Origin of the sequence: Luedemannella helvata (genome assembly GCF_039528415.1) — a bacterium.
Taxonomy (GTDB): domain Bacteria; phylum Actinomycetota; class Actinomycetes; order Mycobacteriales; family Micromonosporaceae; genus Luedemannella; species Luedemannella helvata.
In genome coordinates this window covers 1-26,316 of record NZ_BAAALS010000044.1, presented here as the reverse complement: position 1 = coordinate 26,316, position 26,316 = coordinate 1, and the positions used below count along the sequence as shown (strand labels likewise).

Below are 26,316 nucleotides of genomic sequence, written 5' to 3'. Positions count from 1 at the left end.
CGACGGCAACGGCAACAAGAAGGCCGCCTACACCTCAGTCCTCAACGCGCTGAACTCCGCCACGCCGGTCACCAGCGCGCCGCCGACCAGCCGCCCGCCGACCAGCGCGGCGCCGACGAGTGCCGGACCGACCAGCCCCGGCGGAAGCGGGACCGCAGGCTGCGGTAGGACGCCGTCGCTGAGCAGCGGTACCCGCAACATCACCAGTGGCGGGCAGAACCGCCAGTACATCCTGCGGATCCCCGACGGGTACGACCGCAACCGCCCGTACCGCCTGGTGGTCGCCAACCACTGGCTCAACGGCACCGCGGCCATCGTCGCCTCCGGCGGAAACGACGGCTCGGCGTGGGCTTACTACGGCCTGCAGCGACTGGCGAACAACAGCACGATCTTCATCGCGCCGCAGGGCATCGACAACGGCTGGGCCAATACGAACAACCGTGACCTGACGCTGATCGACAACATCCTGCAGCAGGTCGAGAACGACCTCTGCGTGGATCCGGCGCAGCGCTTCGCTCTGGGCTGGAGCTACGGCGGCGCCATGAGCTACGCGCTGGCCTGCGCGCGGCCCAACGTGTTCCGGGCGGTGGCGGTCATCTCCGGCGCCAACCTGAGCGGCTGCAGCCCCGGCACCCAGCCGGTCGCGTACTTCGGCATCCACGGTACGCACGACAGCGTGCTCAACATCTCCAACGGGCGGTCGCTGCGGGACACGTTCGTCCGCAACAACGGCTGCACCTCGCAGAACCCGAGCGAGCCGGCGTTGAACAGCTTCCGGCACATCACCACGCGCTACTCGGGCTGCCGGGCCGGCTACCCCGTGTGGTGGGCGGCGTTCGACGGGGACCACACCCCGAGCCCCAACGACGGATCGTCGTCGACCAGCGGCGCCAACACGTGGGTCTCGGGCGAGGTGTGGCAGTTCTTCACACAGTTCGAGGGCACGCCGACGACCTCGTCGCCGCCCACCTCGGCTGTCCCGACCTCTGCCGCACCGACCTCGGCGGCGCCCACGTCGGCCGCACCCACGTCGGCCGCACCCACGTCGGCCGCGCCGACGTCGGGTTCGCCGACCTCGGGACCGCCCACGGGCGCGTGCAGCGCCACCTACAAGACGGTCAACTCCTGGCCCGGTGGCTTCCAGGGTGAGGTGACGGTCACGGCGGGCAGCGCGGCGATCAACGGTTGGACCGTGCGATGGACGCTCAGCAGCGGCCAGAGCATCACCCAGGCATGGAACGGCACGCTGTCGGCGAGCGGATCGAACGTCGCTATCAGCAACGCGCCCTACAACGGCGCGCTGGGGGCGTCCGCGTCCACGACGCTCGGCTTCCTCTCCAACGGCTCGCCGTCGACGCCACAGATCACCTGCACCAGCCCGTAACAGCGGCCCGCTGACACAGCGAGCCCCGTAGGACATCGGGTGCCGCCACCGGCCGGTGGCGGCACCCGATGTCGATTGTCATCTATGGACGGGACGTTCCGGGAGATCACGCTCGCCTTATACTGCGGCATATGGCCACCACGAGTGACGGCGGTGTGCCCCGCCCGCCGCAGCGCAACGTGACCATCGCTGATATCGCTCGGCTGGCCGGGGTGTCCGTACCGACGGTGTCGAAAGTCGTCAACGGCAGGTTGGAAGTGGCGGCCGCGACGAGGGCGCACGTGGAGCGGGTGATCCACGAGCACGGGTACCGGCGACCCAACCGGTCGGCCGTGAAGCCCGCCGCCTCGATCGAGCTGGTTTTCCATGAACTCGCCGGGGTCTACCCCGTGGAGATCATTAACGGTGTCGAGCAGATGGCGGGTGTTCACCACCTCGGCGTCCTCGTTTCGGAGTCGCGCGGCCACCGGGTGCCGGGCCGGGGATGGATCGACGACGTCCTGGCGCGCAGTCCGCTCGGCGTGATCGCCGTGTTCTCCGATCTCAGCGCCGAGCAGCGCGACAAACTGGCCGCCCGGGGCATCCCGCTCGTGGTGCTCGACCCCGTCGGGGTACCGAGTGACGATCTGCCCTCGGTGGGCGCGACCAACTGGCTCGGGGGCCTGTCCGTGACCCGGCACCTGCTTGACCTCGGGCATCGGCGGATCGCCGCCATCACCGGGCCGGCGTGGGCGCTGTGCAGCCGGGCCCGCCTCGACGGGTACCGCACGGCGCTGGAGGCGGCCGGGATCCCCGTGGATCCCGCCCTTATCCGCAACGGCGAGTTCGAGATCGTCGACGGCGTGACGCACACGGCGCAGCTGCTCGCCCTTGAGGATCCGCCGACAGCGATCTTCGCCTTCAACGACGGGATGGCCATCGGGGTCTACCACGCCGCGGCCGAGGCCGGTGTGCGCATCCCGCACGACCTCAGCGTGGTCGGTTTCGACGACTACCTCATCGACACGTGGCTGACGCCGCCGCTGACCACGGTTTATCAGCCCTTGACCGAAATGGGGGCCTCGGCCGCGCGCATGATCCTGGACCTCGCGCAAGGGATCCAGCCGGAACACACCAGGCTGGAACTCGCCACCAGGCTCGTCGTGCGGCGGAGCACCGCACCTCCTCGCCGTTGACGCTCATCCGGTGCTCAGGTCGCTGTGGCAAAATGCCGCGATGGCGACGAAAGCGGTGCGTCCGCAGCTGCGAATGATGGCCGCCGTTCTCGTCCTCACGGCGGCCGTCGCCGGGTGTTCGGCCGGCGACCCGCCCCGGGCCGACCAAACGGCCCCGGCCGGGACCTCGGGGCCGGTGGCGAGCGGCCCGGTGCCCTCGACGCCCGCCGAGGCCCCGGACCCCTACGCCGCGGGCCTGTCCCGCCCGGTCGCCGACAAGCTCTACCCGGGTTACGGCAACGCCTCGCTCGACGTGCTGCACTACGGGTTGGACCTGGCCTGGGCGCCGGGGTCGCGCACCCTCAGCGGCACCGCCACGGTCACGCTCCGCGCGGTCAAGGCGGTACGCCAGATCTCGCTGGACTTCTCGCGGGCGTTCACGCTGGACCAGGTCAGCGTGGATGGCGCGCGCGTCACCGCGAAGCGCAGCGGCCACAAGCTCGTACTCGCCAAGGCCCTGCCGGCCGGCGCGCGGGCGACGCTGGTCGTGCGCTACCACGGCAGCCCGCGGCCGGAGTCGATGCCCGGCTGGAGCGGGTGGACCGGTGACGGCATGGGCCTGCGCGCCATGGGCAACGGCGAGGCGTGGTCGATCCAGCAGCCCGTCGGCGCGTTCACCTGGTATCCCGTCAACGACCACCCGTCCGACGAGGCGCTCTACGACATCGCCGTGACCGTGCCGAAGGGCTGGACGGGCATCGCCACCGGGCAGTTGGTGGAGTCGACGTCGCGCGGGTCGCGCACGACATGGCGTTGGCGGTCGACCGACCCCGCCGCCAGCTACGCCACCACCCTCGTGATCGGGCGGTACGAGAAGCACACCGCGACCGGCCCCGGCCGGGTGCCCGTCACGGTGTGGCTGCGCGCCGGCGCGGACGACCACCACCGGTCGCTGGTCAAACAGTTTCCGGCCGTGCTGCGCTGGCTCGCCGACCGGTTCGGGCCGTACCCGTTCCCCGCGGCCGGCGTGGTCGTGGTCGACAGCCGCTCCGCCATGGAGACCCAACAGATGATCACTATAGGGAGCCGGTCGAGCGGCGGCCAGAGCCTGCTGCTGCATGAGGTGAGCCACGAGTGGTTCGGCAACGCGGTCACCCCCCGGGACTGGACGGGGATCTGGCTCAGTGAGGGCATCGCGACCTGGATCGTGGGCGAGTGGGCCATTGACCGGGCAGGGGCCAGCCGGCGCAGTGTGGTGGACGGCTGGCGGGCGGAGGATCGGGCCGCGCGGGCGACGGCCGGACCGCCCGGCCGCCCGCGCGCGCGACACTTCGGCGCCCGCAACGTCTACGCCAGCCCGGCGCTCATGCTGCACGAGATCCGGTCCACGATCGGCGCGGCCGCGTTCGAGCGGCTCCTGCGGGACTGGGTGCAGACGCAGCGTCATGAGTCCGTGGACCGGGAGACCTTCGTCCGCTTCGTCAACGCGCACACCGGCCGCGACCTGAGCGCGCTCATCAACACGTGGCTGGACTCGGCTTCGACGCCCGCCGGCTGAGCCTAGGCGGGCCGGCCGAAGTCCTGCGTCCAGTAGGGGCGGCCGTCGGCGGAGTAGACCAGGCCAACGCCCAGATTCGTCAGTGTGCAGTTGAGGATGTTGGCGCGGTGTCCGCTGCTGTTCATCCAACCCTTCATCACCGACGCGGGGCTGGACTGGCCGGCGGCGATGTTCTCGGCCGCCCAGGAGTAGCGGTAGCCGGCCTTGAGGATCCGCTTGGCGAACGTGACCCCCTCGGGTGTGGTGTGGTCGAAGTAGCCGCGGGCCGCCATGTCGGCGGAGTGCGCCCGGGCGGCCTTGGCCAGGCGGGAGTCCCTGGTCAGCTCGGCGCAGCCGGCTTTGGCGCGTTCCTGGTTGACCAGGGTCAGCACCGTGTCCTCGTATCCGGGGTTCCCGGCGAGGTCGGGCGGGGGCGCGGGCCGCGTGGTGGTCTTCGCCCGTATCGGTGTGGCCCTGGGTTTCGCGGAGGTCGGGGCCACGGACGGGTGGGGCGACGGGCCGGCCGACGCGCCGGCATCGGGCGCCGTGGCGGCCGGGGCGGTGCCGCTGGGCGGCGTGGTGAGGGTGCCGCCGCTGTTCGCCAGCTGGGGACCCCACCACAGGGTGCCGGCCACCGTGACCACCGCGAGCGCGAGGAGTGTGCTGCCGCCGGCGGTGGCGAACTGGGCCGTCCGCAGCTGCCGGCCGGGGGGTGGCGAGGGATGCACGGGGCGACCCTAACAGCATCGACACGGGTATATCGAGTCTAAATTGGACATAACCTCAAGCTCTGAATCAACGACGCAGGGTGAGTCAACACGGATGCGGGGTCCCGTGGACGATGTCGCCTGAGTCCGCCGCGACCTGCTGGCGCGCCAACAGGCGGGAGACGCCCTCGGCCGTCATGGGCCGCGCCAGGTGGTAGCCCTGCCCGAGGCGGTAGCCGAGCTCGCGGAGCACGGCGGCCTGCTCGGCGCTCTCGACTCCCTCGGCGATCGTGTCCAGGCCGAGCGCGCGGGCCAGCTGGCTCACCGCGCGGGCCACCGCCTGCCGGGCGTCGGCGGCGGCCGGCTGTCCGTCGTCGATCTCGATGCCGTCGACGAACGACTTGTCCAGCTTCACGATCGCGGCCGGGAACGCGCGCAACAGGCTCAGCGACGACTCGCCGGTGCCGAAGTCGTCCAGTGCCAGGCGGATGCCCATGCGGTCCAGCTCGAACAGGGTTCGCGAGACCTGCTGGCCGCGGAGCACCGCCGACTCGGTCACCTCGAGCACCAGCCGCTCGCAGGGCAGCCCGCTGTCGGCCAGCGCGGCCGTCACATTGGAAACGAAGTCGGGATCGTGCAGTTGTCGCGCGGACACGTTCGATCCCGCCTCCCGCAGCGCGTCCGGCCCGAACTCGGACAGCCACCGGGCCGTCTGGCGGCAGGTCTCCCGCAGCACGAACCGGCCCAGCGGCACGATCAGGCCCGTCCGCTCGGCGGCCGGGATGAACTCGGCCGGGCCGACCACGCCGCGGGTCGGATGATGCCAGCGGACCAGCGCCTCGACGCCGACCAACCGGTGGTCGTCCAGTCGCAGGATGGGCTGGTAGACCACGCGCAGCTCGTCGTTGTCGAGCGCCCGCCGCAGGTCGCCCCCGAGCTTCATGTGAGCCAGGACGGGTTCACCCATGCCGTCCACGTACCGTACGAAGCTCGCCTTTCCGCGCTGCTTCGCCGTGTACATCGCGACGTCCGCGTCGCGCAGCATCGAGTCGACCGTGGCGCCCGGCCCGGCGGTCGCGATGCCGATGCTCGCCTGCACCAGCAGCCGGTGCTCGCTGATCGGGCGGTTGAGCGCGTCGAGCAGCTGCCCGGCCAGCTCGTCCGGGTCGGTGCCGGGGCTCAGCAGGACCGCGAACTCGTCGCCACCCACCCGTACCGGAAGGCCCTTTTCGCCGACCTCGTCGCGCAACACCTGCGCCACCGCGACGAGCAACCCGTCGCCGACGCCGTGGCCGAGGAGGTCATTGACGGTCTTGAAGTCGTCCAGGTCGACAAGGAGGACGGACGCCTGGCCGGTGGCGGCCAGCGAGGCCGCGAGCCGGTCCCGAAACAGTGCCCGGTTCGCCAGGCCGGTGAGCCCGTCGTGGTTGACCTCGTACTGCAGCCGCTCCTCCTGGACGCGGGTGTTCCTCAGCAGTTGGGCGTTCTCGCGGAACGCGATGAGCTGGCGGACCGCGACCAGCGCCGTCACCACCACGGCGGCGATGACGACCACGCGACCCGACCATTGCGTCGGCTCGCCGAACGCGAAGGCGATCAGCGGCACGTCGGCCGCCGCAATGGCCAGGTACGGCAACAGCACCCCGCCACGCGTGGCGTCGCGGCGCAGTCCGGCGCCGGCGCGCCACTGGGCCAAGACGCCCGCGGTGACCAGCACCGGGGCCAGCGGCATCACGATCGCCTGGGCGGGCACGCCGGCCGCGTACCCGAACCGCACCGCGAGCACGGCGACCACCCCGGCGGGGATGCCACCGCTGGCCGCGATGAACCGTATCGCCGCGCGGTCGACCGGGCCGCCCGCGACATGCGACACCTTCGTCGCCGCGCCGACCGCGACGACGAACGCGAGCCCGACCAGTGCCGTCGCCTGGCGGCTCCACGGCTCGTCGGCGGACAGCATCGGGGCCAGCGCGACGTACCACAACGCCGCCGCGCACCCCAGGAACGCGATCGTCCGGTCGAGCAGCACGCGCCACCACTCGATGCCCCCGGCCACGACGGTCGGCACCCTGGCCACCGCCCAGATCGCGACGCTGAAGCCGAGGGCCACGCAGGCCGCGGCCGGCACCGGCATGGCGCGGGTACGGGCCTGCGCGGCGTGCGTCAGCATGTCCACCGCGAGCCAGGCGTACCCGATGGTGATCAGCACGAGCGCGACCAGCACGGCACGCCAGAACCGGACGGCGGCGGGTGCCAGGGCGACGTGGCGCCGCAGGTGATGGACGGACCCCGCGGCGAGCGCACCACCCGCGGGTACGAAGAGGTAGGCCAACGCCTCGGTGCCGGCGCCGACGGTCAGGTAGGCCAGGCACCAGACCGTGCCGAGGCCGGCGACCACGATCGTGGCGGTCACATACCGCTGGGCGGCCCGGTCTACGGCCATACCGACGGCTTCGACCGTGGGGCAGGCCATAGATCGAAGTGCTTCGCCATCACGGCGCTGACGATAGCGTGCCGATTGTGCACCAGATGTCACCCGAACGTTCGGTTGTCACCGATGTACGCACAACGCTGCCGTCCGGGCGGTACGGCGCGTCCGGGCATGGCCGTCACCGGCCGGCGGGCACCTTTGCCGAGCTGTCGCTACGCTCTCGGCTGTGACGTACCCCCCGCACGATCAGCAGCTCCCGCCCGCGCCGGCTCCCGTCGCCACCCGCCGCACGAACGGCCTGGCGGTCGCGTCGCTGGTGGTCTCCGTGGCCGGACTCGTCGTCTGTTGCGGCAGCGTGTCCGGCATCGTGGGCGCGATCCTCGGCCATGTCGCGCGCGGGCGGATCCGGCGCACCGGCGAGGCCGGCGCCGGCATGGCGTTGGCCGGCATCCTGGTGGGCTGGACCGGTCTCGTGATCTTCTTGCTGGCCTTCACCGCGCACCTGCTCTTCAACGTGATGGCGGTGAAGATCCCGGGGCTATGAGCCGGTAACCGGCGGACCATACATTGTGACCATGAAGATCGCAGTGGACGACCTGTCCGGCCCCAAGATCGCGGCGTTCCTCCAGGAACACGTCGACGAGATGCGCGCCATCACGCCCCCGGAGAGCACGCACGCGCTCGACCTCGACGGTCTGCGCCGGCCCGAGGTCACCTTCTGGTCGGTCTACGAGGGCGCCGAACTCCTGGGATGCGGGGCGCTCAAGGAGCTGGACGGCTCGTCCGGAGAGGTCAAGTCCATGCGTACGGCCGGCGCCGCGAAACGGCGCGGGGTCGCCTCCACGCTGCTTGACCACATCGTGGCGGAGGCGCGCCGGCGCGGCTACGACCGGCTGTACCTCGAAACCGGGTCGTTCGAGTTCTTCGCGCCGGCCCGCGGCCTGTACGAGAAGTTCGGGTTCGAGTACTGCGCGCCGTTCGCCGGCTACAAGGAGGACCCCAACAGCGCGTACATGGTCAAGATTCTCGCGACCGCTGACTAGGGCCCCGGCTCGACTCCACCCTGGGCGGTCCACCGCCGTCAATCTGCCGACGCTTCGACCCCTGAACGAGTGACGCCGGCTAACAATCCGAATGTGGAGATCCAGCTCCTTGGTCCGGTGGCGGCCTACGCCGATGACGCGCCGATCCCACTCGGCCCCCGCAAGCGCCGGTACCTGCTCGGGCTGTTGGCCCTTGAGGTCAACCGCGCGCTGCCGGTGGAGCGGCTCATCGATCTCATGTGGCCGCTCGACCCGCCCCGCACGGCGGTGCACGCCGTGCGGGTCTGCGCCTCCGACCTGCGGGCCGCGCTGCAGGGCCGGGCGGAGGTGGAGGCCGTGGACGGCGGCTACCTGCTGCGCGCCGACCCGGCGGCGATCGACGCCCACCGGTTCCGCAGCCTGGTCGCCAGCGCCAACGGGACCGGCGACGACCTGCGCAAGGTGCCGCTGCTCGACGAGGCGCTCGCCCTGTGGCGCGGCGACCCGCTGGCCGGCGTGGTTCCGGTCGCGGTGCGCGACCAGGTCTGTCAGGGGCTGACCGAGGCCCGGCTGGCCGCCGCCGACGACCGCGCGGACGCGCTGCTGCGGCTCGGCCGCCACGCCGAACTGCTCCACGAGCTGACCGCGACGGTCGGCGCGCAACCGCTGCGTGAACGGCCGGCCGCCCAGTTGATGCTCGCGCTCTACCGGGCCGGACGGGTTCCCGAGGCGTTGGAGGCGTTCGAGGCGCACCGGCGCATCCTGGCCGACGAGCTCGGCCTCGACCCCGGGCCGGACCTGGAGCGCCTGCGCCTGGGCATCCTGTCCCGCGACCCGGCCCTCGACCGGCCGGCGAGCAGGCCGATGCAGCTGCCCGCCGCGATCCGGGGCTTCGCGGGCCGCGACGCGGACCTGGCCACCCTGGACGACCTGCATGCCGGCGGAGTCCACCTGGTGACCATCAGCGGCACGGCGGGCGTCGGCAAGACCTCGCTCGCCCTGCACTGGGCGCACCGCCGGGCCGACCGGTTCCCCGACGGTGTGCTGCACGCGAACCTGCGCGGCTTCGACACCACCGGCCCGGTCCCGGTCATCAACGTCCTGCGGGACTTCCTGACCGCGCTGGGCGTCGCGCCTCCCGAGGGCACGGACGCGCTGGCCGCCGCGCTGCGCAGCCGCCTGTCGGGGCGCCGGCTGCTGATGGTCCTCGACAACGCCGGCTCAGCCGAGCAGGTGCGCCCGCTGCTGCCCGGTACCCCGGGCTGTCTGGTCCTCGTCACGAGCCGCAACGACCTCACGGGCCTGGTCGCCGCGGACGGCGCGGTGCCCGTACCGCTTGATCTGCCGTCGGTGGCCGGGGCGCGGCGGATGCTGGCGCTGCGCCTGGGCGCGAAGGTCGACGCGGACCCGGCGGCGGCCGACGACCTGATCGCCGCATGCGCGCGCCTGCCGCTCGCGCTCGCGGTGGTGGCGGCGCGGGCCGCGACGAGCGGGCTGTCCCTGCGCGAGCTGGCCGTCGAGTTGGCCGATCTCGACGCGTTCGGCGACGGTGACCCGGTCACGGACGTGCGCGCGGTGCTGTCGTGGTCGTACCGGGCCGTGGGCGGGCCGGCGCGGCGCATGTTCCGGCTGCTGGGGCTGCGCCCCGGCCCGTCGTTCACCGTAGCGGCGGCCGCGAGCGCCGCCGGGGTCACGCCGGGCGAGGCGGGCCGGCTCCTGCGCGAGCTGGCCAGCGCCAATCTCATCAGCTGCGGTCCGCGGTTCGCCAACCACGACCTGCTGTTCTGGTACGCCGCGGAGCTGGCGGCCGCCGATCCCGACGCGGCCGTGGGGCGACGCCGCCTGCTCGACCACTACCTGCACAGCGCCCACGCCAACGCCGGCGTCCTGGACGTCTTCCGCGATCCGCTGTCGCTTCCGCCGCCGGTGGACGACGTGCCGCTTGACCTGGTCGAGGACGACGCGGCCGCTCTGGCGTGGTTCACGGCCGAGTACCAGGCGCTGGTGAACGCCGTGTCCGTGGCGGCGGACGCCGGGCTGGACGAGCACTGCTGGCAGCTGGCCTGCGTACTGACCGAGGTGTTCGAACGGCTCGGCCGGTGGGAGGACTGGGCGGCCGTGCACGAGGCCGGCCTGGCCGCCGCCCGGCGCGCCGGCGACCGGGCGGCCCAGGCCCGCTGCCTCGCCGGCTCCGGGCGGGCCGCGATGTGGCTGCGGTCGTGGGAGGCGGCCCACGAGCGCCTCCGCGAGGCCCTGATCATGTACGCGGAGGTCGGTGACCTGGACGGGCTGGCCCGCACGCACCACAACATCGGGTACCTCATCGAGCACCAGGGTGGCGACCTCGCCGGGGCGTTGCGGCACAGCCAGAAGGCGTTGGACCTGTTCCGCGCGTGCGGCGACGAGCCGGGCGAGGCGCGGGCGCTCAACGCGGTCGGCTGGTACGAGACCCTGCTCGGCCGCCCCGCGGACGCGGTGGTGCACTGTCGGACCGCGCTGGACCTGCTGCGCCGGCTGGGCGACCGGCGCACGGAGGCGTTCACCACGGACAGCCTGGCCCACGCGTACCTGGCGCAGGGCGAGGTCCGTCGGGCGGTCGACTGCCTTGAGGACGCGGTCGCGACCATGGTCGCGCTCGGCGACCTGTTCCACGAGGCGGAACTCGCCGACCACCTGGGCGACGCGTACGCCCGGCTCGGCGACACCGACGCCGCCGACCGGGCGTGGCGGCGCGCGCTGGGCCGGCTCGACGGCCTGGGCCACGCACGCGCCGCCACGATCAGGGACAAGCTCAGCAGACCATGTTCACCGTCGTGTTGATGGTCTCCTGCCGGGTGTTGCCGGCCGCATCGGTGGCCTTGAACGTGAGCGCGTGCGAGTAGATCCCGCAGCCGCCGGTCAGGCGGACGGTCAGGCTCGTCCCGGTGCCGATCGGGGTGCCGTTGTCGTACCACTGGGTCGTCAGCGGGGCGCCCTCCGGGTCCGTCGCGGTGGCCGTCACCGTGCCGGACCAGAAGTAGCCGGCCGCGTCCATGCCGTTCACCCACAGCTGGGTGCCGTTGGCCGGGCTGGTGATGTGCACCACCGGCGGTTGGTTCACCGGGTTGGTCACGAGGGTGAGCGGCGCGGTCGCGGTCGCGCACACGTTGAACGTGTCGCAGCCGCGCACCCTGATCGTGTGCGTGCCGACGGTACCGCCGGTGACGACCGTCGGGTTGTGGCCGGTCGCGAACGGTGTGGTGGCGCCGTCGAGGAACCACTGCACGGCCGAGTCGGCCAGCGGCCCGTTGTCGTCCGTGCTGACCGCCTTGAACGAGATCGGCTCGGACACCCCGAAGGCAGGGGAGCCCGGCGTCGGGTTCGTGATGACGATCGTCGGCGCCGCGTTGTGGACGTTGACCTGGACCGAGTCTGAGGCCTGCACGCCGTTCGGGAACACCGCCGTGGCGGTGATCGTCTGCGCGCCCACGGGTGGCGTGGCGTTGACGGGGTTGCCGACGCCGATGACGGTGCCGTTCGCGCGCCAGGTGACCGTGGGCGTGCCGTTGCCGTCGGCGAACACGTTCGCCCTGAACTGGCTGGGCGACGCGGCCGGCAGCGTCCAGCCGGCGAGCGGACTGGTGATCTTCACCGTCGCCGGCATCGCGTCGCGGACGGCGTCCAGCGCGTTGATGACCTTCCGCTTCACCTTCGAGTCCGGGCTGGTGCGCCGCCATTCGAACAGGATGTCCTGCACGGAGTCTGCGCTCAGGTTCGGCTTGGCCGCCCAGATCAGCGCGGCCACGCCGGCCGCGTACGGCGTGGACATGCTCGTACCGTCGGCCTGCCAGGTCTTGTTCAGCGTGGAGTGCTGCGGGTCCATCCCCACCAGCACCGAGAACGGGGCGAAGATGTCCACGTCCTCGTGCCCGTAGTTGGACCGTGGATCGCGGGTGAGCGAGTTGAGCCCGAGCCCGCCGACGCAGATGACCCCGGCGAGTTCGCACGGCGAGTAGAGGGCCTTCTCCCAGCAGGCCAGGAAGCAGGTCTCGCCGTCCACGTTGGCGCCCTCGTTGCCGGCCGCGGCGAACATCAGCAGGTTGGCCGTGTTACGCAGCAGCCAGGTCAGGCCGTCCATCGGGAGCAGCGTCCACGCCCAGACCCAGCTCACCGAGCCCGCGAAGCTCATGTTGATCAGCTGCGCGCCGGTGGACCGGGAGAGGGCGTACATGATGGTGAACATGTCCGTGCCGGTGTAGTTCAGCTGTAGCTTGGCCACCGGACCGGCCGGTCCGGCCGCGCCCTTGAAGTTGCCGGGTACGGCCGCCGCCGCGTTCGCGACCTGCGTACCGTGCCAGCGCGCCCACGAGGTGGTGCCCTGGTCGCCCGCGCCGGCCCACGGGACCATGCTCGCCATGGCGGTGTTCGCCGGCATGTCGTCGTTGACGACCGGCGCGAAGCCCTGGTCGAGAATGGTCATCTTGACCTTGTTGGCGGTCAGCAGGCCCACCGCGTCCATCTGTGTCCACGCCTCGGTGACGCCGATGTCCTGCACGCTGCCCGCGTTCAGGTACGACCACGTGTACGGGTCGCGGTTGTACGGGTCGGTGATCACGTTCGTGAAGCCCTGCGGCCCGGTGCCCGCCTCGGCCAGCGACCGCGTGGCGTACGAGGTGGGGACGGTGATCCAGTTGACGCCCACGGTCAGGCCGGCCACGGCCTCCTGGGCGGCGATCGCCAGCAGGCCCAACGCCCCCTTGCCGGACACCGCGATCGACGTCGCCTTGTGGTACTTGTTCAGCTTGACGAGGTGCTCGCCCAGCGAAGCGGCATCGGCGAGGTCGGTGCGTACCCGGATCGTGTAGGTGGTCTCGTCCGACTTCTCCGGTGTGAAGCTCGACAGGACCTTGCCGTCCCAGCGCTCGACGAGCGCGTCGACGGCGCCGCTGTCCTTCGAGGTGACCACGACCTCGTCCGCGACGAACTCCTTGGTCACGCCGTCGGCGTCGAGCATGCCGGCGACCGGGCGGGTGTCACCCTTGTCGAACCCCGGCAACGGATCTCGTTTGGGTGTCAGCGCCTCGTCGACGTAGACGGTGATCGGTCCTTCGCAGCCCTCCGTGTCGGGCATGGCGGCGAGGATCCGGGCGCGCTGCGCCTCGGTGTCCGCCTTGGCGGCCGCCTCGCATGGGTCGTCGGCCGCCGCGAACACCGGCTGCGGCGCCAACAGGATAAGTATCGCGGTCCCGATGGCCGCGCTCCGAGCTAGTCTCATCGGCGCAGGATCGCCGGTGGCGTTCACAGTCCGATCACAGTCGGGGCATCAGCGGACGCGCATGGGCCGCGGCGATCCGGTCGTCCTGAGGCAGACGTCCGTTACTGAAGGCCGGATCGGACGGACGTGATGCGCTGGGTGTTGAAGCCGAGCCAGTGCATCCGGCCGACGTAGCGGGCGTGTTCCACCTTCAGGCACCGGTCCATGATCACGGTGACGCCACCGTCCTCGGCGATGCGCGCACCCTCCTCGTTGATGACGCCGAACTGACACCACAGGCTGCCCGCCCGGATCGCCACCGCGTCGCGCGCGATGCCGGGCAGCGCGTCCGGCGCGCGGAAGACGTTCACGATGTCCACCGGTACGGGAACGTCGCGCAGGCTCGCGTAGGACGTCTCGCCGAGGATCTGGCTCTCCCGGGGGTTCACGGGGATCACCCGGTACCCGTGCCGCTTGAGGTAGTAGCCGACGAAGTAGCTCGCGCGCAGCTCGTTGCTCGACAGGCCGACGATCGCGATCGTCTTCGCGTGGTGCAGCACCCGCTGGATGGTCACCGCGTCCTGGTACGGCTCAAGGTCCGTCATGCCGTCACCTCCCGCGCCGTCGCGGCGACGTGCGCGAAGGCCTGTTCCAGATCCCAGATGAGGTCGTCGACGGACTCGGTGCCGACCGACAGCCGCACCGTCCCGGGCGCGACCCCGGCCGCGCGCAGCTCGTCGTCGCTGAGCTGGCGGTGCGTCGTGCTCGCGGGATGGATCACCAGGCTCTTCGCGTCTCCGACGTTGGCCAGATGGGACCACAGCGTCAGCCCGCGGATCAGGTCCTGGCCGCCCGCCCGGCCGCCGGCGCAGTCGAACGAGAACACCGCCCCGGCCCCGAGCGGCAGGTACTTGTCGACCAGCGGGCGGTACCCGCTGCCCGGCAGGCCGGGGTAGGTGACGTTCGACGCCAGCGGGTGCGAGTCGAGGAACCCGGCCACGGCCCGCGCGTTGGCCACGTGGCGGTCCATCCGCAGCGACAGCGTCTCCAGCCCTTGCAGGAACAGGAACGCGTTGAACGGCGACAGCGCGCCGCCGAGGTCGCGCAGGGTCTCGGCCCGCAGCTTCATCAGGTACCCGTACGTGCCGAACGTCTCGTGGAAGCGCAGGCCGTGGTAGGCCGGGGACGGATCCGCGACCACGGGGAAGCGCCCGTTGGACCAGTTGAACGTCCCGGCCTCCACGACCACGCCGCCGATGCTCGTGCCGTGACCGCCGATGAACTTCGTCGCCGAGTGGACCACGATGTCGGCGCCCCACTCGATCGGGCGGCACAGGTACGGGGTCGCGAACGTGTTGTCCACGATCAACGGCACGTCATGTTCGTGCGCGATGGCGGCCACGGTCTCGATGTCCAGCACGTTGCCGGCCGGGTTGCCGATCGTCTCGCCGAAGAACGCCTTGGTGTTCGGGCGGACCGCTCGCCGCCACGCGTCCGCGTCGTCCGGGTCGACCCATGTCAGCCCCACGCTCAGCTTGCGGGACAGGTGCTTGAGCTGGTTCACCGTGCCGCCGTAGAGCGCGGCCGACGCGACGAGGTGGTCGCCGGGCAGCAGCAGCGTGAACAGGGCCGCCGCCTGCGCGGCGATGCCGCTGGCGAAGGCCACCGCGCCGCAGCCGCCCTCCAGGTTGGCCACCCGCTCCTCGAACACCGCGACCGTCGGGTTCATGATCCGCGAGTACGTGTTGCCGTACTCCTGGAGGTTGAAGTAGGCCGCCGCCGACTCCGGGTCCTCGAACACGTAGCTCGTGGTCTGGAAGATCGGCACCGCGCGGGCCCCGGTGTTCGGGTCCGGCCGCTGGCCGGCGTGCAGCTGGCGGGTCTCGAACCCGTACGCACGGGCCTGTTCGGCGCGTGGCGCTGTGTCGGTCACGACGGCTTCTCCGTTCGGGCTCGTCCGTCCGCCAGGAAGCGGCGGACAATGGGTGTCTGCTGCGCTTCCTCCAGCAGAAAACAATCGTGGCCGTACGGTGCCTCGATGAGGTGGTACTCGACCGGTTTGCCGAGGTCGCGCAGCGCCTCCTCGATCTCCTGTGACGCGGCCGGCGGGTACAGCCAGTCCGAGCTGAAGGCGATCAACAGGGTACGCGCCGACACGCCGGCGAGCGCCCGCGTGAGCGACCCGCCGCCGTGCTGGCGGGCGAGGTCGAAGTAGGTCAGCGCGCGCGACAGGTAGAGGTAGGTGTTGGCGTCGAAGCGCTTGACGAACGAGTCCGCCTGGTGGCGCAGGTAACTCTCCACCTCGAACTCCGGCTCACCGATCGTGTAGCGGATGTCCTCGGTGAACTGCAACCGCCGGTCGAAGCGGTCCGCCAGTGCGGGCGCCGACAGGTAGGTGATGTGGCCGACCATCCGCGCGACGCCCATGCCGGCGTCCGGGGAGCGACCCGTGCCGTGATAGTGGCCGCCCTGCCAGGCCGGATCCCGGGTGATCGCCTCGCGGGCGATCATGTTCCAGGCCACGCCCTGGGGGTGCAGGGCGTGCGTCGAGGCGATCGACACCACCGCGTCGACCTGGTCGGGGTACAGGACCGCCCATTCCAGGGCCTGCATCCCGCCGAGCGAGCCGCCGGCCACGGCGGCGAGCCGCTCGATGCCGAGGGTGTCCAGGAACGCCCGCTCGCACCGCACCATGTCGGCGACCGTGATGACGGGAAAGTCCGACCCGTACGGCCGGCCGGTGGCGGGATTCACCGACGACGGCCCGGTCGTGCCGCGGCAGCCACCGAGCAGGTTGGTGGAGATGACGAAGTAGTGGTCGGTGTCGAACGCCTTGCCGGGCCCGATCATCCCGTCCCACCAGCCGAGCGACCTGCCGGCCGCGCCGTCGCGACGTTCGGCGCCGAACCCGTCGCGGGTGCCCGCCTCCGGCGTTGTCCGGGAGTAGCCGGCCGCGTGGGCGTCGCCGCTGAGCGCGTGGCAGACCAGGATCGCGTTGTCGCGCTCGGGGGAGAGGGTGCCGTAGGTCTCATAGGCCACGCGGACGGGACCGAGTTCGCGCCCGCAGTCGAGGCGCACCGGGTCCGGCAGGTCCGCGAACCGCGTCTCGACATGCCCGACCGAGCCGGCCGGAAGTGTCGGGGTGGAGACCATGCGGGTGATCTTAGCTAGTCAGGGGTCGTCGGACCAGGGTATCGTCTGCTCGCCCGGTAGGTTTTATAGGGAACGATCGAGAGGAGTCACGCGGCATGTCGACCATCGACAATGGGGTGAACGTCCAGGCGCTGCTCGACGCGCGGGAAGTGCTCAGGGACGCGCCGGAGGCCGCCCAGTTCACCTGGCGGGCGACCTCCCGGTGGGAGAAGGGCGTGCACAGCACGACCACGGTCAAGAACTTCTTCGGCCTGGGCCAGGAGCAGTCGCACAAGACCGAGGCCACCTTCGACGCCGATCACCCGGAGGTCTTCGCCGCGCAGGACAACGGCATCACCCCGATCGAGTACCTGCTGGTCGGTCTGGCCAGCTGCCTGACCGCGGGCGTGGCGTCCGTCGCGCAGAACCGTGGCATCCAGCTGCGTTCCGTCTCCTCGACCGTCGAGGGCAGCCACGACATCCGGGGCATCCTCGGCGTCGACAGCGACGTCCGTAACGGGTACAACGACATCAAGGTGACCTTCACGATCGACGCGGACGCCTCGAAGGAGGACATCGCGGCGCTCGTGGCCCAGTCGCAGAAGCGCTCGGCCGTGTTCGACGCGCTGACCAACCCCACGAACGTCACCGTCGAAGTCGCCTGAGGAGGGCAGGGCCATCGAGTACGCCACCGTCGTCGTCATCGGCGCGGGACACGCGGGACTGGCCGCGAGCCACTTCCTGCGCGACCGGTCGATCGACCATGTCGTCCTCGAACGGGGCGAGGTGGCCAACTCGTGGCGCCGGGAACGCTGGGACTCGCTGCGTCTGCTCACGCCCAACTGGTTGAGTCGACTGCCCGGCCACGGCTACGACGGTCCGGATCCGGACGGGTACATGACGACGGGCGAAGTGGTCGAGTTCATCGAGCGCTTCGCCGCGGTCGCGCGAGCCCCCGTGCGGACCGGCGTGAACGTCACCTCGGTGCGACCGGCCGACGGCGGCTACCGGATCTCGACGAGTGACGGCGAACTCACCTGCCGGGCGGTGATCCTCGCCAGCGGCGCCTGCAACATACCGACCGTGCCCGCGTTCAGCTCCGCGGTGCCGCCCTCGGTCGAGCAGGTGACCCCGTTCGACTACCGGGGCCCGGACCAGCTGCCCGACGGCGGGGTGCTCGTCGTCGGCGCGTCGGCGACCGGCGTGCAGCTCGCGGCGGAGCTGCGGCGCTCCGGCCGGCCGGTCGTTCTCTCGGTGGGTGAGCACGTCCGGCTGCCGCGCACGTACCGGGGCCGCGACGTGCTGTGGTGGATGCACGCGTCGGGCATGTGGGACCAGCGCTACGACGAGGTCGACGACCTCACGCGGGCACGCCGGCTACCCTCGCCGCAGCTCATCGGGACCGCGGAGCGCAGCACGCTCGATCTCAACACGCTGGCCGCCTTGGACGTGCAGCTCGTGGGCCGGTGGGCGGGCGTACGCGACGGTCGCGCCCTGTTCTCCGGCGGCCTGCGCAACGTGTGTTCGCTCGCCGACCTGAAGATGCGGCGCCTGCTCGCCGGCTTTGACGCCTGGGCCAACGACCTCGACGTGGGCCCGCCCGAGGAGTTCGCGCCGACGTCCGTACCCGAACCGGCGCGCCTGCAGCTCGACCTGACCAACGGCGAGATCCGCACGGTCGTCTGGGCCACCGGCTACCGGCCGGACTACAGCTGGCTGCACGTGCCCGTGACCGACGCGAAGGGCAACCTGCGGCACGAGGGCGGCGTCGTGGTGGACAGCCCGGGCCTGTACGCGCTGGGGCTGCCCGTCCTGAGGCGACGCAAGTCGACCTTCATCCACGGCATCGAGGACGACGCCCGCGAGGTGATCGAGCACCTCGCGCGGGACCTGAAGGGCCGCGGCTAGACCGCGAACGCCCCAGACCCGTGGAACGCGGACAATCCGCGGCTCGACGGGGCAGGATGGTGGCGTGGGGGAGATCCTCGTGGGTACGGCCTCGTGGACCGACAAGACGTTGCTGGCCTCCGGCTGGTACCCGGAGTCGGTGCGCACCGCCGAGCAGCGGCTGGACTACTACTCCCGGCAGTTTCCGCTCGTGGAGGTCGACGCCACGTACTACGCGCCGCCGGCCGAGCCGACAGCGAGACTCTGGGCCGAGCGTACCCCCGGTGACTTCGTCTTCAACATCAAGGCGTTCAGCCTGCTGACCGGGCACCCCACGAAGGTGTCCGCGTTGTACAAGGACCTGCGCCCGGAGACGGACAAGAAGAACATCTATCCGGACGCGCTGTCGCCGCAGGCGTACGAGGACGTCTGGACGCGGTTCCTGTCCGCCCTGGACCCGCTCGTGGCGGCCGGCAAGCTGGGCGCGATCCTGTTCCAGTTCCCGCCGTGGTTCACCATCAAGCGGGCCAACAAGGAGTACCTCAAGGAGGTGCGCAGCCGGTGCAGTCCCCTGCGGGTGGCTGTGGAGTTGCGCAACTCCACCTGGTTCGACGGGGACAACCAGGCGGAGACGATGGAGTTCCTGCGCCGTCATGATCTGCCGTACGTGGTGGTCGACATGCCGCAGGGGCACCGGTCGTCCGTGCCGCCGGTCGTGGCGGCGACCTCCGACCTCGCGGTCGTCCGCTTCCACGGCCACAGTGACAAATGGGACAGCCGCGACATCTACGAGCGCTTCGGCTACGAGTACAGCGCGCGCGAGCTGAAGAAGTGGGCGCCGAAGCTGCGCGAGCTGGCCGGGGAGGCCGGCACGACGCACGTGCTGATGAACAACTGCTACTCCGACTACGCCCAGCGCAACGCGAGCACCCTCCTCGACCTGCTGGCGGACTGAGCGCCCCTCATTCCCTGAACGGAGTGGTTTGTCCGTGGCGGCATGGACCGGGCAAAGCCTCGCGTGACCATTGACACATCGCCATTGATCGATACTCTTCCTTTCTTGTACCCCCTAACGAAAGGACTGTCGCGATGGTTCAAGCCCTGGGTCGCCTCGCCGACCGGGTCATGACGCGGCTCGCCCCCACCACGGAGGCGGACGCCGGCTGCACCTACCAGTGGGAGATCTGCTACTGCAGCCGTGGCCTGATGTACCGCCGCCGCTGCATGTACGGGTGCTCCGGCGTGCCGAACCACTGTTACTCCTGCACGGTCACCGGCACCTGCTGACGTAGACCGGAAGCATCGGGCCGCGAACGCACGCATGAGGTGCGGGGCGCCGGTGCGCTCGCGGCCCGCTGCACCAGCCCGCACGCACCTATGCGCTGACGGGCTCCATCGAAGCACTGCCGTATGCCGATAGTCTTTACCCCCGCGCCGCTGATGAAAGGATCGCCACGATGGTTCAAGCCCTGGGTCGCCTCGCCGACCGGGTCATGACGCGTCTCGCCCCCACCACGGAGGCAGCCGCCGGATGCAGCTACGAGTGGGAATACTGCTACTGCAAGGGTCACGTGACGTACCGCCGCCGCTGCATGTACGGGTGCCCCGGCGTGCCGAACCACTGCTACAGCTGCAGCGCCACGGGGTCCTACTGCTGATGACCGCCGGCCCGCAGGTACCGGTAATGTCGGCCACCCGGCCGTCGGCGGATTCTGATGCCCTGGAGGACATCGTGTTGTTGTTCGGAGCACCCGCGGTGCCGGCCACGAAGCGGGTGACCAGCCAATGGTAAACGCGCTGTTCGTCGCTGTTCTGCTGCTCACCGCGCTCACCCTGTTCAACCTCGTGCTGGTGCTCGGCCTGGTGCGCCGCCTGCGCTCGCACGAGGAGCGCCTGGCCGGGCTGGCGGAGCCACCGGCCGTGACCTCGGTCAAGCCCGGCCAGCAGGTGGCCGACTTCACGGCCTCCACGGTGGACGGCCAGGTCGTCAACCGCGCGTCCCTGCGCGGGCCCACGCTCGTGGGTTTCTTCTCGCCCAACTGCTCGGCCTGCCACGAACGGCTCGGCGACTTCGTCGCCGTCGCCGCGCGGCACCCCGGCGATGTCCTGTCGGTCGTCGTGAACGACGGCGGCGACACCGCGCCGGTCGTCGCCGCCCTCTCCGCGACGAGCGTCGTGGTCGAGGACCCGGAGGGGCCGGTGGGCAGCGCGTTCGGCGTCCACGGCTACCCGGCCTTCATCATCCTCACCGGTGACGGTGTGGTCGAATCGGTCGGCTACCAGGTGCCTGTGCCGGCGTGACCGGCGCGCTCGGACGGGCGGGCGCGGCCCTCACGCTCGCGTGGCGGGCCCGCCCGGCGCTGCTGCTCGGGTACGTCGTGGCGCGGCTGGTCGCCGGTGCGCTGCCGGTCGCCGGCGCCTGGTTGATAAAGCTGGCCCTCGACCGCGTCGGCGACGGCCGGGCGGCGATCCTGCCGGTGGCGGCGGCGTTCGCGGGCGCCGGCCTGCTCACGGCGCTCGGCCCGCCGCTGACGCGGTACCTGCAGAACGAGCTCGGCCGCGCCGTGGCCGTCGTCGCGAAGGAGCGGCTCTACGTCGCCGTGGGTCGCTTCGAGCTGCTGGACGTCCTGGAGCGGCCGGCGTTCCGGGACCAGTTGCGGCTGGCCGAGCAGGCGGGCAGCGGTGGGCCGGGCCAGGTCGTCGACGGGGTCCTCGGGGTGGCTCAGTCGGCGGTCACGCTCGTCGGCATGGCCGGGGCGCTCCTCGCGGTGTCGCCCTGGCTGGCGGCGGGCCTGCTGCTGGCGGCGGCGCCCGCGCTGGTCGCGGAGCTGCGGCTCAGCCGCCGCCGGGCGGCGCTGGAGTTCCGGCTGAGCCCGGCCGAGCGCCGGGAGCTGTTCTACGCCGACCTGCTGACCGACCTCCGGGCGGCCAAGGAGGTGCGGCTGTTCGGCACGGGCCCGCTGTTCCGCCGCCGGATGCTCACCGAGCTCCACGACATCAACGCGGGGCACCGCCGCCTTGACCGCGTCGAGCTGGCCAGCCAGGCGGGGCTCGCCGCGCTGTCGGCCGGGCTGGCCGGGGCGGCCGTCGTATGGACGCTGCTGGCCGCCGCGAGCGGCCGGCTCAGCGCCGGCGATGTCGGGGTCGTCGTGCTGGGCGTCGCCGGGATCCAGACGGCGCTGTCCGCCGCGGTGCAGCACCTGGCGTTGACCCACCACGCCGGCCTGCTGTTCGATCACTACCGCGAGGTGCTCGCCGCGCCGCCGCCCGCCGCGCCGCGCGTTCCTTCCGCGTCGCCGCCGGCCCGCGACGAGCGCGGGCTCGTGCTCGACGACGTGTGGTTCCGCTACGGCGAGGACCAACCGTGGATCCTGCGGGGCGTCAGCGCGGTCATCGCGCCGGGCACCTCGGTCGCGGTCGTCGGTGAGAACGGTGCCGGCAAGAGCACGCTCGTGAAGTTGCTGTGCCGCTTCCACGACCCCACCCGCGGCGCGATCCGCTGGGACGGCGTCGCCCTGGCCGACATCCCCGTCGACGAGCTGCGCCGCCGCCTCGCGGCCGTGTTCCAGGACTTCATGAGCTATGACCTGACGGCGGCCGAGAACATCGCGCTCGGCGACACCGACGGGCGGCTCGTCCTGGACACCGACCCCGACAGGCTGGCCGAACCGGCGCGGCGGGCCGGCATCGACGAGACCCTGCGAGGGCTGCCCGCCGGGTACGACACCCTGCTCTCCCGGACGTTCTTCAGCGAGGAGCACGCCGACGGCGTGCTGCTGTCGGGTGGGCAATGGCAGCGCCTGGCGTTGGCCAGGGCGCTGCTGCGCGGGCAGCGCGACCTGCTGATCCTCGACGAGCCCAACTCGGGGCTCGACGCCGCCGCCGAGCACCGGATCCACCGCGAGATCGTCGAGTTGCGCCGCGGCCGCACGAGCGTCCTCATCTCCCACCGGCTCAACGCCGTCCGGGACGCTGACCGCATCCTCGTGCTCGCCGAGGGGCGGATCGCCGAGGCCGGTACGCATGACGAGCTCATGGCCGCCGGCGGCCGCTACGCCGACCTGTTCCGGATGCAGGCGAGCGGCTACCAGTTGGGCGTGGCACCGTGACCGGCGTCCTCCTCGGCGCGGGCGTGGCGCTCGCGGCCGCGTCGCTCGTCGCGGTGTCACTCGTGCGGCGGCGCTGGACCGCGGTCCGGGTCCGGGGCGGCAGCATGGCGCCCACCCTGCGCGACGGCGATCTCGTCCTGGCCCGGCGCCGCGACGACCCGGCGCCGAGGCGTGGCGACATCGTGGTCCTGCGCCGGCCCGCCGGCGCGGCCGTGCCGGCCGGCGCCGCCGCGGTGCCCGATCGTGTGACGGTTCGCCCGCCCGCCCCGCCACGACGGTGGCTTATCAAGCGCGTCGCGGCGGTGGCCGGCGATCCCGTGCCGCCTGACGTCCCGTGCCCGGCGGGCACCGTGCCCGCCGGGATGGTCGTCGTCCTGGGCGACAGCGAGGGCTTCGACTCCCGGCTGTTCGGCCCGGTCGCGGTCGGGTCGATCCACGCGACCGTCACCCGGACGATGCGCCCGCCCGGGGTCTGACGCCGTCGTGCGGTTCCCGGTAGCGGGGTGCCCCCGTGGCACCCCGCCACCCGCCCGGTTCAGGCGGTCGCCTCCATCGACGGGGCGGCCGTCGCGGCCTGCCGCGTGGCGCGGCGGCGGCGGACCGGGATTCCCAGCGTCGGGTGGGCCACGCCCCAGGCCGCGCCCTTGCAGACGACCTCCTTGTAGAAGGCCGCCAGCCGGCCGGTCAGGGCCGCCGACACCGCCTGGTCGTCGGCGGTGACGTACTGGATCAGGCCGTCCCTGCGGCCCAACGAGATGCACTGGTTGACGTAGCGCACGGACCCGTTCGGCGGCTTGCCGCCGGTCAGGCGGGCCGCGATCGAGTCGGCCGCGTGCCACGCCATCGGGACGCCGCTCGCGCACGACATCCGCAGCGGCTTGTCGCCGCGGCCCATCGCGAACCCGGCGTCCCCGACGGCGTACACGTCGGGGTGGGAGACCGAGCGCATGGTGCCGTCGACCACGATCTGGCCGGTGTCGGCGAGCCGCAGGGTGGTCGCCGCCGCGATCGGGTGGACCGCGAAGCCGGTGGTCCACACGGTGACCGCGGCCGGGATCACCTGACCGTCGGCGGTGCTGACGCGGTCGGCCTCCACGCCGGTGACCGCGCTGTGCTCGTACACGGTGATGGTGAGCCTGTCGACCACGGACCGCAGGTGCGCGCGGCCCCTGGGCGAGAGCCAGTCGCCGAGGCCGCCGGAGGCGGCGAGGGCGACACGCAGGTCGGGACGGGTCTCGGCGATCTCCGTCGCGGTCTCCAGGCCGGTGAGGCCGCCGCCGACCACGACCACGTGCTGCCCGGCGTCGAGGCCGGCCAGGCGTTCGCGCAGCCGCAGCGCGCCCGGGCGGCTCGCCACCTCGTAGGCGTGCTCGGCGGTTCCGGGGATGCCGTGGGTGTGCCAGCCGCTGCCGAGGGCGTAGACGAGCGTGTCGTAGGCGAGGTCCTCCGCACCGGCCGCGCCCGTGACGGTGACGGTCTTGCGGTCCACGTCGACGCCGGTGACCTTCGCGACCTTCAGCTCGACGCCGGTGCCGGCGAACATCTGCGCCAGTGGGCGGGGCTTGAGCCGCTGGCCGGCCGCGAGCTGGTGCATGCGGACGCGCTCGACGAAGTCCGGCTCGGCGTTGACGAGGGTGATGGCGACGTCCTCGCGGTGCAGCCGCTTGGCGAGGCGCCCGGCGGCGATGGTACCGGCGTACCCGGCCCCGAGGACGATGATGCGGTGCTGCATGGCGTGCTCCCGTCTCGCTTGGGTTCGCCACTTGAACCGGGCGGCCCCGCCATTGCTGACAGGTTCACGGTGTGAAGCAGCTCACCAGGCGACGGTCAGCAGCGGCTCTCCATGATCCGCGGCCGACCACACGGCGGTCGCGCGGTCGAGCTTGTCGGGGTTGACCTGGGCGCGGACCGCGGCGATGCCGTCGTCGCCGACCTGCAGGCAGATGACGCCCACGACCCGACCATCCAGCACCGCCACGACGGCGGGATCGCCGTTGGCGGTCCAGGCGTAGATGTCGGGCGAGCCGCCCAGGAGGGCGCGCTTGGCCGCACCGGGCTTGAACAGGCCCCGTAGGAGGGTCGCCACGGCGAGGGCGCCCCTGAACGGCTTGGCGCCGGCCGGGACCTTGCCGCCGCCGTCCCCGATCGAGATCGCGTCCATCGTGAGGAGGCGCACGAGCGGCTCCGTCCGGCCGCTCGTCGCGGCGGCCAGAAACTCCTGCACGATGCGCCGGGCGGCGGATTCGTCGACCGCCACCCGGGCCTTGCCGTCCGCGAGGTGCTTCTTCGCACGATGGAACAGTTGCTGGCTGCCCGCCTCGGTCAGGTCGAGGATCTCGGCGATCTCCCGGTGCGGGTAGTCGAAGGCCTCCCGCAGCACGTACACCGCCCGCTCGTTCGGGGCGAGGCGCTCCATCAGGGCGAGGACCGCGTACGACAGTGACTCGCGCTGCTCGGCGGTGTCGGCCGGGCTGAGCATCGGGTCCCCGGCCAGCAGCGGCTCGGGAAGCCACGGGCCGACGTAGACCTCCCGGCGCGCGCGGGCCGAGGTCAGCTGGTTGAGGCACAGGTTCGTGAGGACCTTCGTCAGCCAGGCCTCGGGGACCTCGATCCGGTCGATGTCCGCGGCATGCCAGCGCAGGAACGTCTCCTGCACGGCGTCCTCCGCGTCCCCGGCGGTGCCGAGGAGCCGGTAGGCGATGGCCTGCAGGCGCGGCCTGGCCGCCTCGAAGCGGTCGACGTCGTTCCCCGTGAACGGCATGACTCGATCGTAGGTCGCCGCGACCGGGAGTCGGTGTGAGTCTGGTCTCGACCACTCGACGAGGGTGACGGCTATCGTGGCCGCGTGAGTGTCGAGGACTCCGCCTTCGTCGCGGCCCGCGAGCGGGCCATGGCACGCGACGGCGTGCTCGCCGGGCGGTACGCGCTCGTGAACGGGGAGCTGCTGCGGCTGGCGCACCACGAACGGCGGCCCGGCCTGGTCCAGCTGTCGTTCACGACGACCGCCCGCCACCGCGACGGCGGCGTCCTGGAGCTGACCGCCCGCGACGGTGACAATGTCCGAGCGACGTGGTGGCGGGGCCTCAACAACGACCGGGGGGAGACCATCCCGGCCGGCTTCCGGTGGGAGAAGAACGACGACTACTACTACGGGACCGTGGGATGGGACGAGCTGCGCGACGTGACGGTCGACGTCAGGCGGCACTGACCGGCCGGGCGGCCACGGCATCCCTCGTGCGTAGCGGCGCGTTGCCGACCGATCGCCGTCCGTAGGCGGGACGCCGAAATGATTCCGGAAGTTTCGGCGACACCTCTGATCGAGCCTCCGCCTGGCTGCCGCCGGTACCGGACCGGGCTGAACGGTCAGTGGCTTGTGGATATGGTCGGGCCGGATGCGCGTAGCCCTTTCGGCAATCGAAAGATTTACGAAACTCGTTGACAGTCCAGTGGGGTTGGACTGATGCTGTCGCCATCGACAGGCATCAAATGCCGTCGATCCGGGCTCACGTACGTGACCTGGTCCGCCGATCGTCCATCGGACGGCGACCGGCGACCTCTTCCGCGTTGTGCGCCAGCGGTGACCGCTGATCAGTCTCACGTTGTCTGGCCGCCCTGCCAGCATTCACGAGGAGGAAGTCCCATATGACCGACGCCCCCGTCCACCAGCCTCGCGGCAAACGTCGCCGGCTCAGAATGCTGATCGCCGGTGTGAGTGCCGTC

At 71.7% G+C, this 26,316-nt stretch carries 23 protein-coding genes; 15 read left to right on the top strand and 8 right to left on the bottom strand.

Annotated elements, in window-relative coordinates:
- The first annotated feature begins 178 nt into the window (after nucleotides 1–178).
- From ABD191_RS26965 to ABD191_RS26955, 3 genes are all read left to right on the top strand, one after another.
- The gene (locus ABD191_RS26965; RefSeq protein ID WP_344088115.1) at nucleotides 179–1,384 is read left to right on the top strand and encodes a CE1 family esterase; all 1,206 of its coding nucleotides are present in this window, start codon (nucleotides 179–181) and stop codon (nucleotides 1,382–1,384) included.
- Nucleotides 1,385–1,515: 131 nt separating this feature from the next.
- A complete protein-coding gene (locus tag ABD191_RS26960) occupies nucleotides 1,516–2,559 on the top strand; it encodes a LacI family DNA-binding transcriptional regulator (protein ID WP_344088109.1) in 1,044 nt (347 codons plus the stop codon).
- Between the two features lie 40 nt (nucleotides 2,560–2,599).
- Nucleotides 2,600–4,096 (top strand): M1 family metallopeptidase, encoded by a 1,497-nt coding sequence (locus tag ABD191_RS26955; RefSeq protein WP_344088106.1) that lies wholly within the window; start codon nucleotides 2,600–2,602, stop codon nucleotides 4,094–4,096.
- 2 nt (nucleotides 4,097–4,098) lie between these two features.
- Here ABD191_RS26955 and ABD191_RS26950 read toward each other — a convergent pair whose 3' ends face one another.
- Together ABD191_RS26950 and ABD191_RS26945 are read right to left on the bottom strand one after the other, a co-directional pair.
- Nucleotides 4,099–4,803, bottom strand: coding sequence for a CAP domain-containing protein (locus tag ABD191_RS26950; RefSeq protein WP_344088102.1), 705 nt, complete (start codon nucleotides 4,801–4,803; stop codon nucleotides 4,099–4,101).
- Between the two features lie 85 nt (nucleotides 4,804–4,888).
- Complete coding sequence (locus tag ABD191_RS26945; protein WP_344088099.1) at nucleotides 4,889–7,225, bottom strand: putative bifunctional diguanylate cyclase/phosphodiesterase; 2,337 nt, start codon at nucleotides 7,223–7,225, stop codon at nucleotides 4,889–4,891.
- Between the two features lie 214 nt (nucleotides 7,226–7,439).
- Between ABD191_RS26945 and ABD191_RS26940 the strand changes: the two genes are divergently transcribed.
- The 3 genes from ABD191_RS26940 (at nucleotide 7,440) to ABD191_RS26930 (ending at nucleotide 11,055) form a co-directional block, all read left to right on the top strand.
- Nucleotides 7,440–7,757 (top strand): DUF4190 domain-containing protein, encoded by a 318-nt coding sequence (locus ABD191_RS26940; RefSeq protein WP_344088096.1) that lies wholly within the window; start codon nucleotides 7,440–7,442, stop codon nucleotides 7,755–7,757.
- 31 nt (nucleotides 7,758–7,788) lie between these two features.
- Complete coding sequence (locus ABD191_RS26935; protein ID WP_344088093.1) at nucleotides 7,789–8,256, top strand: GNAT family N-acetyltransferase; 468 nt, start codon at nucleotides 7,789–7,791, stop codon at nucleotides 8,254–8,256.
- Between the two features lie 93 nt (nucleotides 8,257–8,349).
- Entirely contained in the window at nucleotides 8,350–11,055 is a 2,706-nt protein-coding gene (locus tag ABD191_RS26930; protein WP_344088090.1) for an AfsR/SARP family transcriptional regulator, read from the top strand.
- Here ABD191_RS26930 and ABD191_RS26925 read toward each other — a convergent pair.
- From ABD191_RS26925 to metX, 4 genes are all read right to left on the bottom strand, one after another.
- Nucleotides 11,027–13,489, bottom strand: a complete 2,463-nt coding sequence (locus ABD191_RS26925; RefSeq protein WP_344088087.1) for a S8 family serine peptidase — start codon at nucleotides 13,487–13,489, stop codon at nucleotides 11,027–11,029. The two genes, ABD191_RS26930 and ABD191_RS26925, sit on opposite strands and share 29 nt — an antisense overlap.
- A gap of 101 nt (nucleotides 13,490–13,590) precedes the next feature.
- Entirely contained in the window at nucleotides 13,591–14,073 is a 483-nt protein-coding gene (locus ABD191_RS26920) for a CoA-binding protein (RefSeq protein WP_344088084.1), read from the bottom strand.
- Complete coding sequence (locus tag ABD191_RS26915; RefSeq protein ID WP_344088083.1) at nucleotides 14,070–15,401, bottom strand: O-acetylhomoserine aminocarboxypropyltransferase/cysteine synthase family protein; 1,332 nt, start codon at nucleotides 15,399–15,401, stop codon at nucleotides 14,070–14,072. Before ABD191_RS26915 ends, ABD191_RS26920 begins: the two co-directional genes overlap by 4 nt.
- The gene (metX, locus tag ABD191_RS26910; protein WP_344088080.1) at nucleotides 15,398–16,621 is read right to left on the bottom strand and encodes a homoserine O-acetyltransferase MetX; all 1,224 of its coding nucleotides are present in this window, start codon (nucleotides 16,619–16,621) and stop codon (nucleotides 15,398–15,400) included. The genes ABD191_RS26915 and metX overlap by 4 nt, the downstream gene beginning before the upstream one ends.
- A gap of 95 nt (nucleotides 16,622–16,716) precedes the next feature.
- On the opposite strand from metX, the gene ABD191_RS26905 reads away from it, so the two are divergent.
- From ABD191_RS26905 to ABD191_RS26870, 8 genes are all read left to right on the top strand, one after another.
- Entirely contained in the window at nucleotides 16,717–17,265 is a 549-nt protein-coding gene (locus tag ABD191_RS26905; RefSeq protein ID WP_344088077.1) for an OsmC family protein, read from the top strand.
- Between the two features lie 13 nt (nucleotides 17,266–17,278).
- A complete protein-coding gene (locus ABD191_RS26900; RefSeq protein WP_344088112.1) occupies nucleotides 17,279–18,508 on the top strand; it encodes an NAD(P)-binding domain-containing protein in 1,230 nt (409 codons plus the stop codon).
- 64 nt (nucleotides 18,509–18,572) lie between these two features.
- Nucleotides 18,573–19,442 (top strand): DUF72 domain-containing protein, encoded by an 870-nt coding sequence (locus tag ABD191_RS26895; protein WP_344088075.1) that lies wholly within the window; start codon nucleotides 18,573–18,575, stop codon nucleotides 19,440–19,442.
- Between the two features lie 134 nt (nucleotides 19,443–19,576).
- Nucleotides 19,577–19,774 (top strand): hypothetical protein, encoded by a 198-nt coding sequence (locus tag ABD191_RS26890; protein ID WP_344088073.1) that lies wholly within the window; start codon nucleotides 19,577–19,579, stop codon nucleotides 19,772–19,774.
- Nucleotides 19,775–19,944: 170 nt separating this feature from the next.
- Complete coding sequence (locus tag ABD191_RS26885) at nucleotides 19,945–20,145, top strand: hypothetical protein (protein WP_344088070.1); 201 nt, start codon at nucleotides 19,945–19,947, stop codon at nucleotides 20,143–20,145.
- Between the two features lie 127 nt (nucleotides 20,146–20,272).
- Nucleotides 20,273–20,788, top strand: a complete 516-nt coding sequence (locus ABD191_RS26880) for a TlpA family protein disulfide reductase (RefSeq protein ID WP_344088067.1) — start codon at nucleotides 20,273–20,275, stop codon at nucleotides 20,786–20,788.
- Complete coding sequence (locus ABD191_RS26875) at nucleotides 20,785–22,596, top strand: ABC transporter ATP-binding protein (protein WP_344088064.1); 1,812 nt, start codon at nucleotides 20,785–20,787, stop codon at nucleotides 22,594–22,596. Before ABD191_RS26880 ends, ABD191_RS26875 begins: the two co-directional genes overlap by 4 nt.
- A complete protein-coding gene (locus tag ABD191_RS26870; RefSeq protein ID WP_344088061.1) occupies nucleotides 22,593–23,072 on the top strand; it encodes a S26 family signal peptidase in 480 nt (159 codons plus the stop codon). The genes ABD191_RS26875 and ABD191_RS26870 overlap by 4 nt, the downstream gene beginning before the upstream one ends.
- Nucleotides 23,073–23,131: 59 nt before the next feature.
- Here the strand turns inward: ABD191_RS26870 and ABD191_RS26865 are convergent, their stop codons facing one another.
- Both ABD191_RS26865 and sigJ read right to left on the bottom strand, forming a co-directional pair.
- Entirely contained in the window at nucleotides 23,132–24,328 is a 1,197-nt protein-coding gene (locus ABD191_RS26865) for an NAD(P)/FAD-dependent oxidoreductase (protein WP_344088059.1), read from the bottom strand.
- A gap of 81 nt (nucleotides 24,329–24,409) precedes the next feature.
- Complete coding sequence (gene sigJ / locus ABD191_RS26860; protein ID WP_344088056.1) at nucleotides 24,410–25,357, bottom strand: RNA polymerase sigma factor SigJ; 948 nt, start codon at nucleotides 25,355–25,357, stop codon at nucleotides 24,410–24,412.
- A gap of 84 nt (nucleotides 25,358–25,441) precedes the next feature.
- Between sigJ and ABD191_RS26855 the strand changes: the two genes are divergently transcribed.
- Complete coding sequence (locus ABD191_RS26855; protein ID WP_344088053.1) at nucleotides 25,442–25,804, top strand: hypothetical protein; 363 nt, start codon at nucleotides 25,442–25,444, stop codon at nucleotides 25,802–25,804.
- The last annotated feature ends 512 nt before the right edge of the window (nucleotides 25,805–26,316 follow it).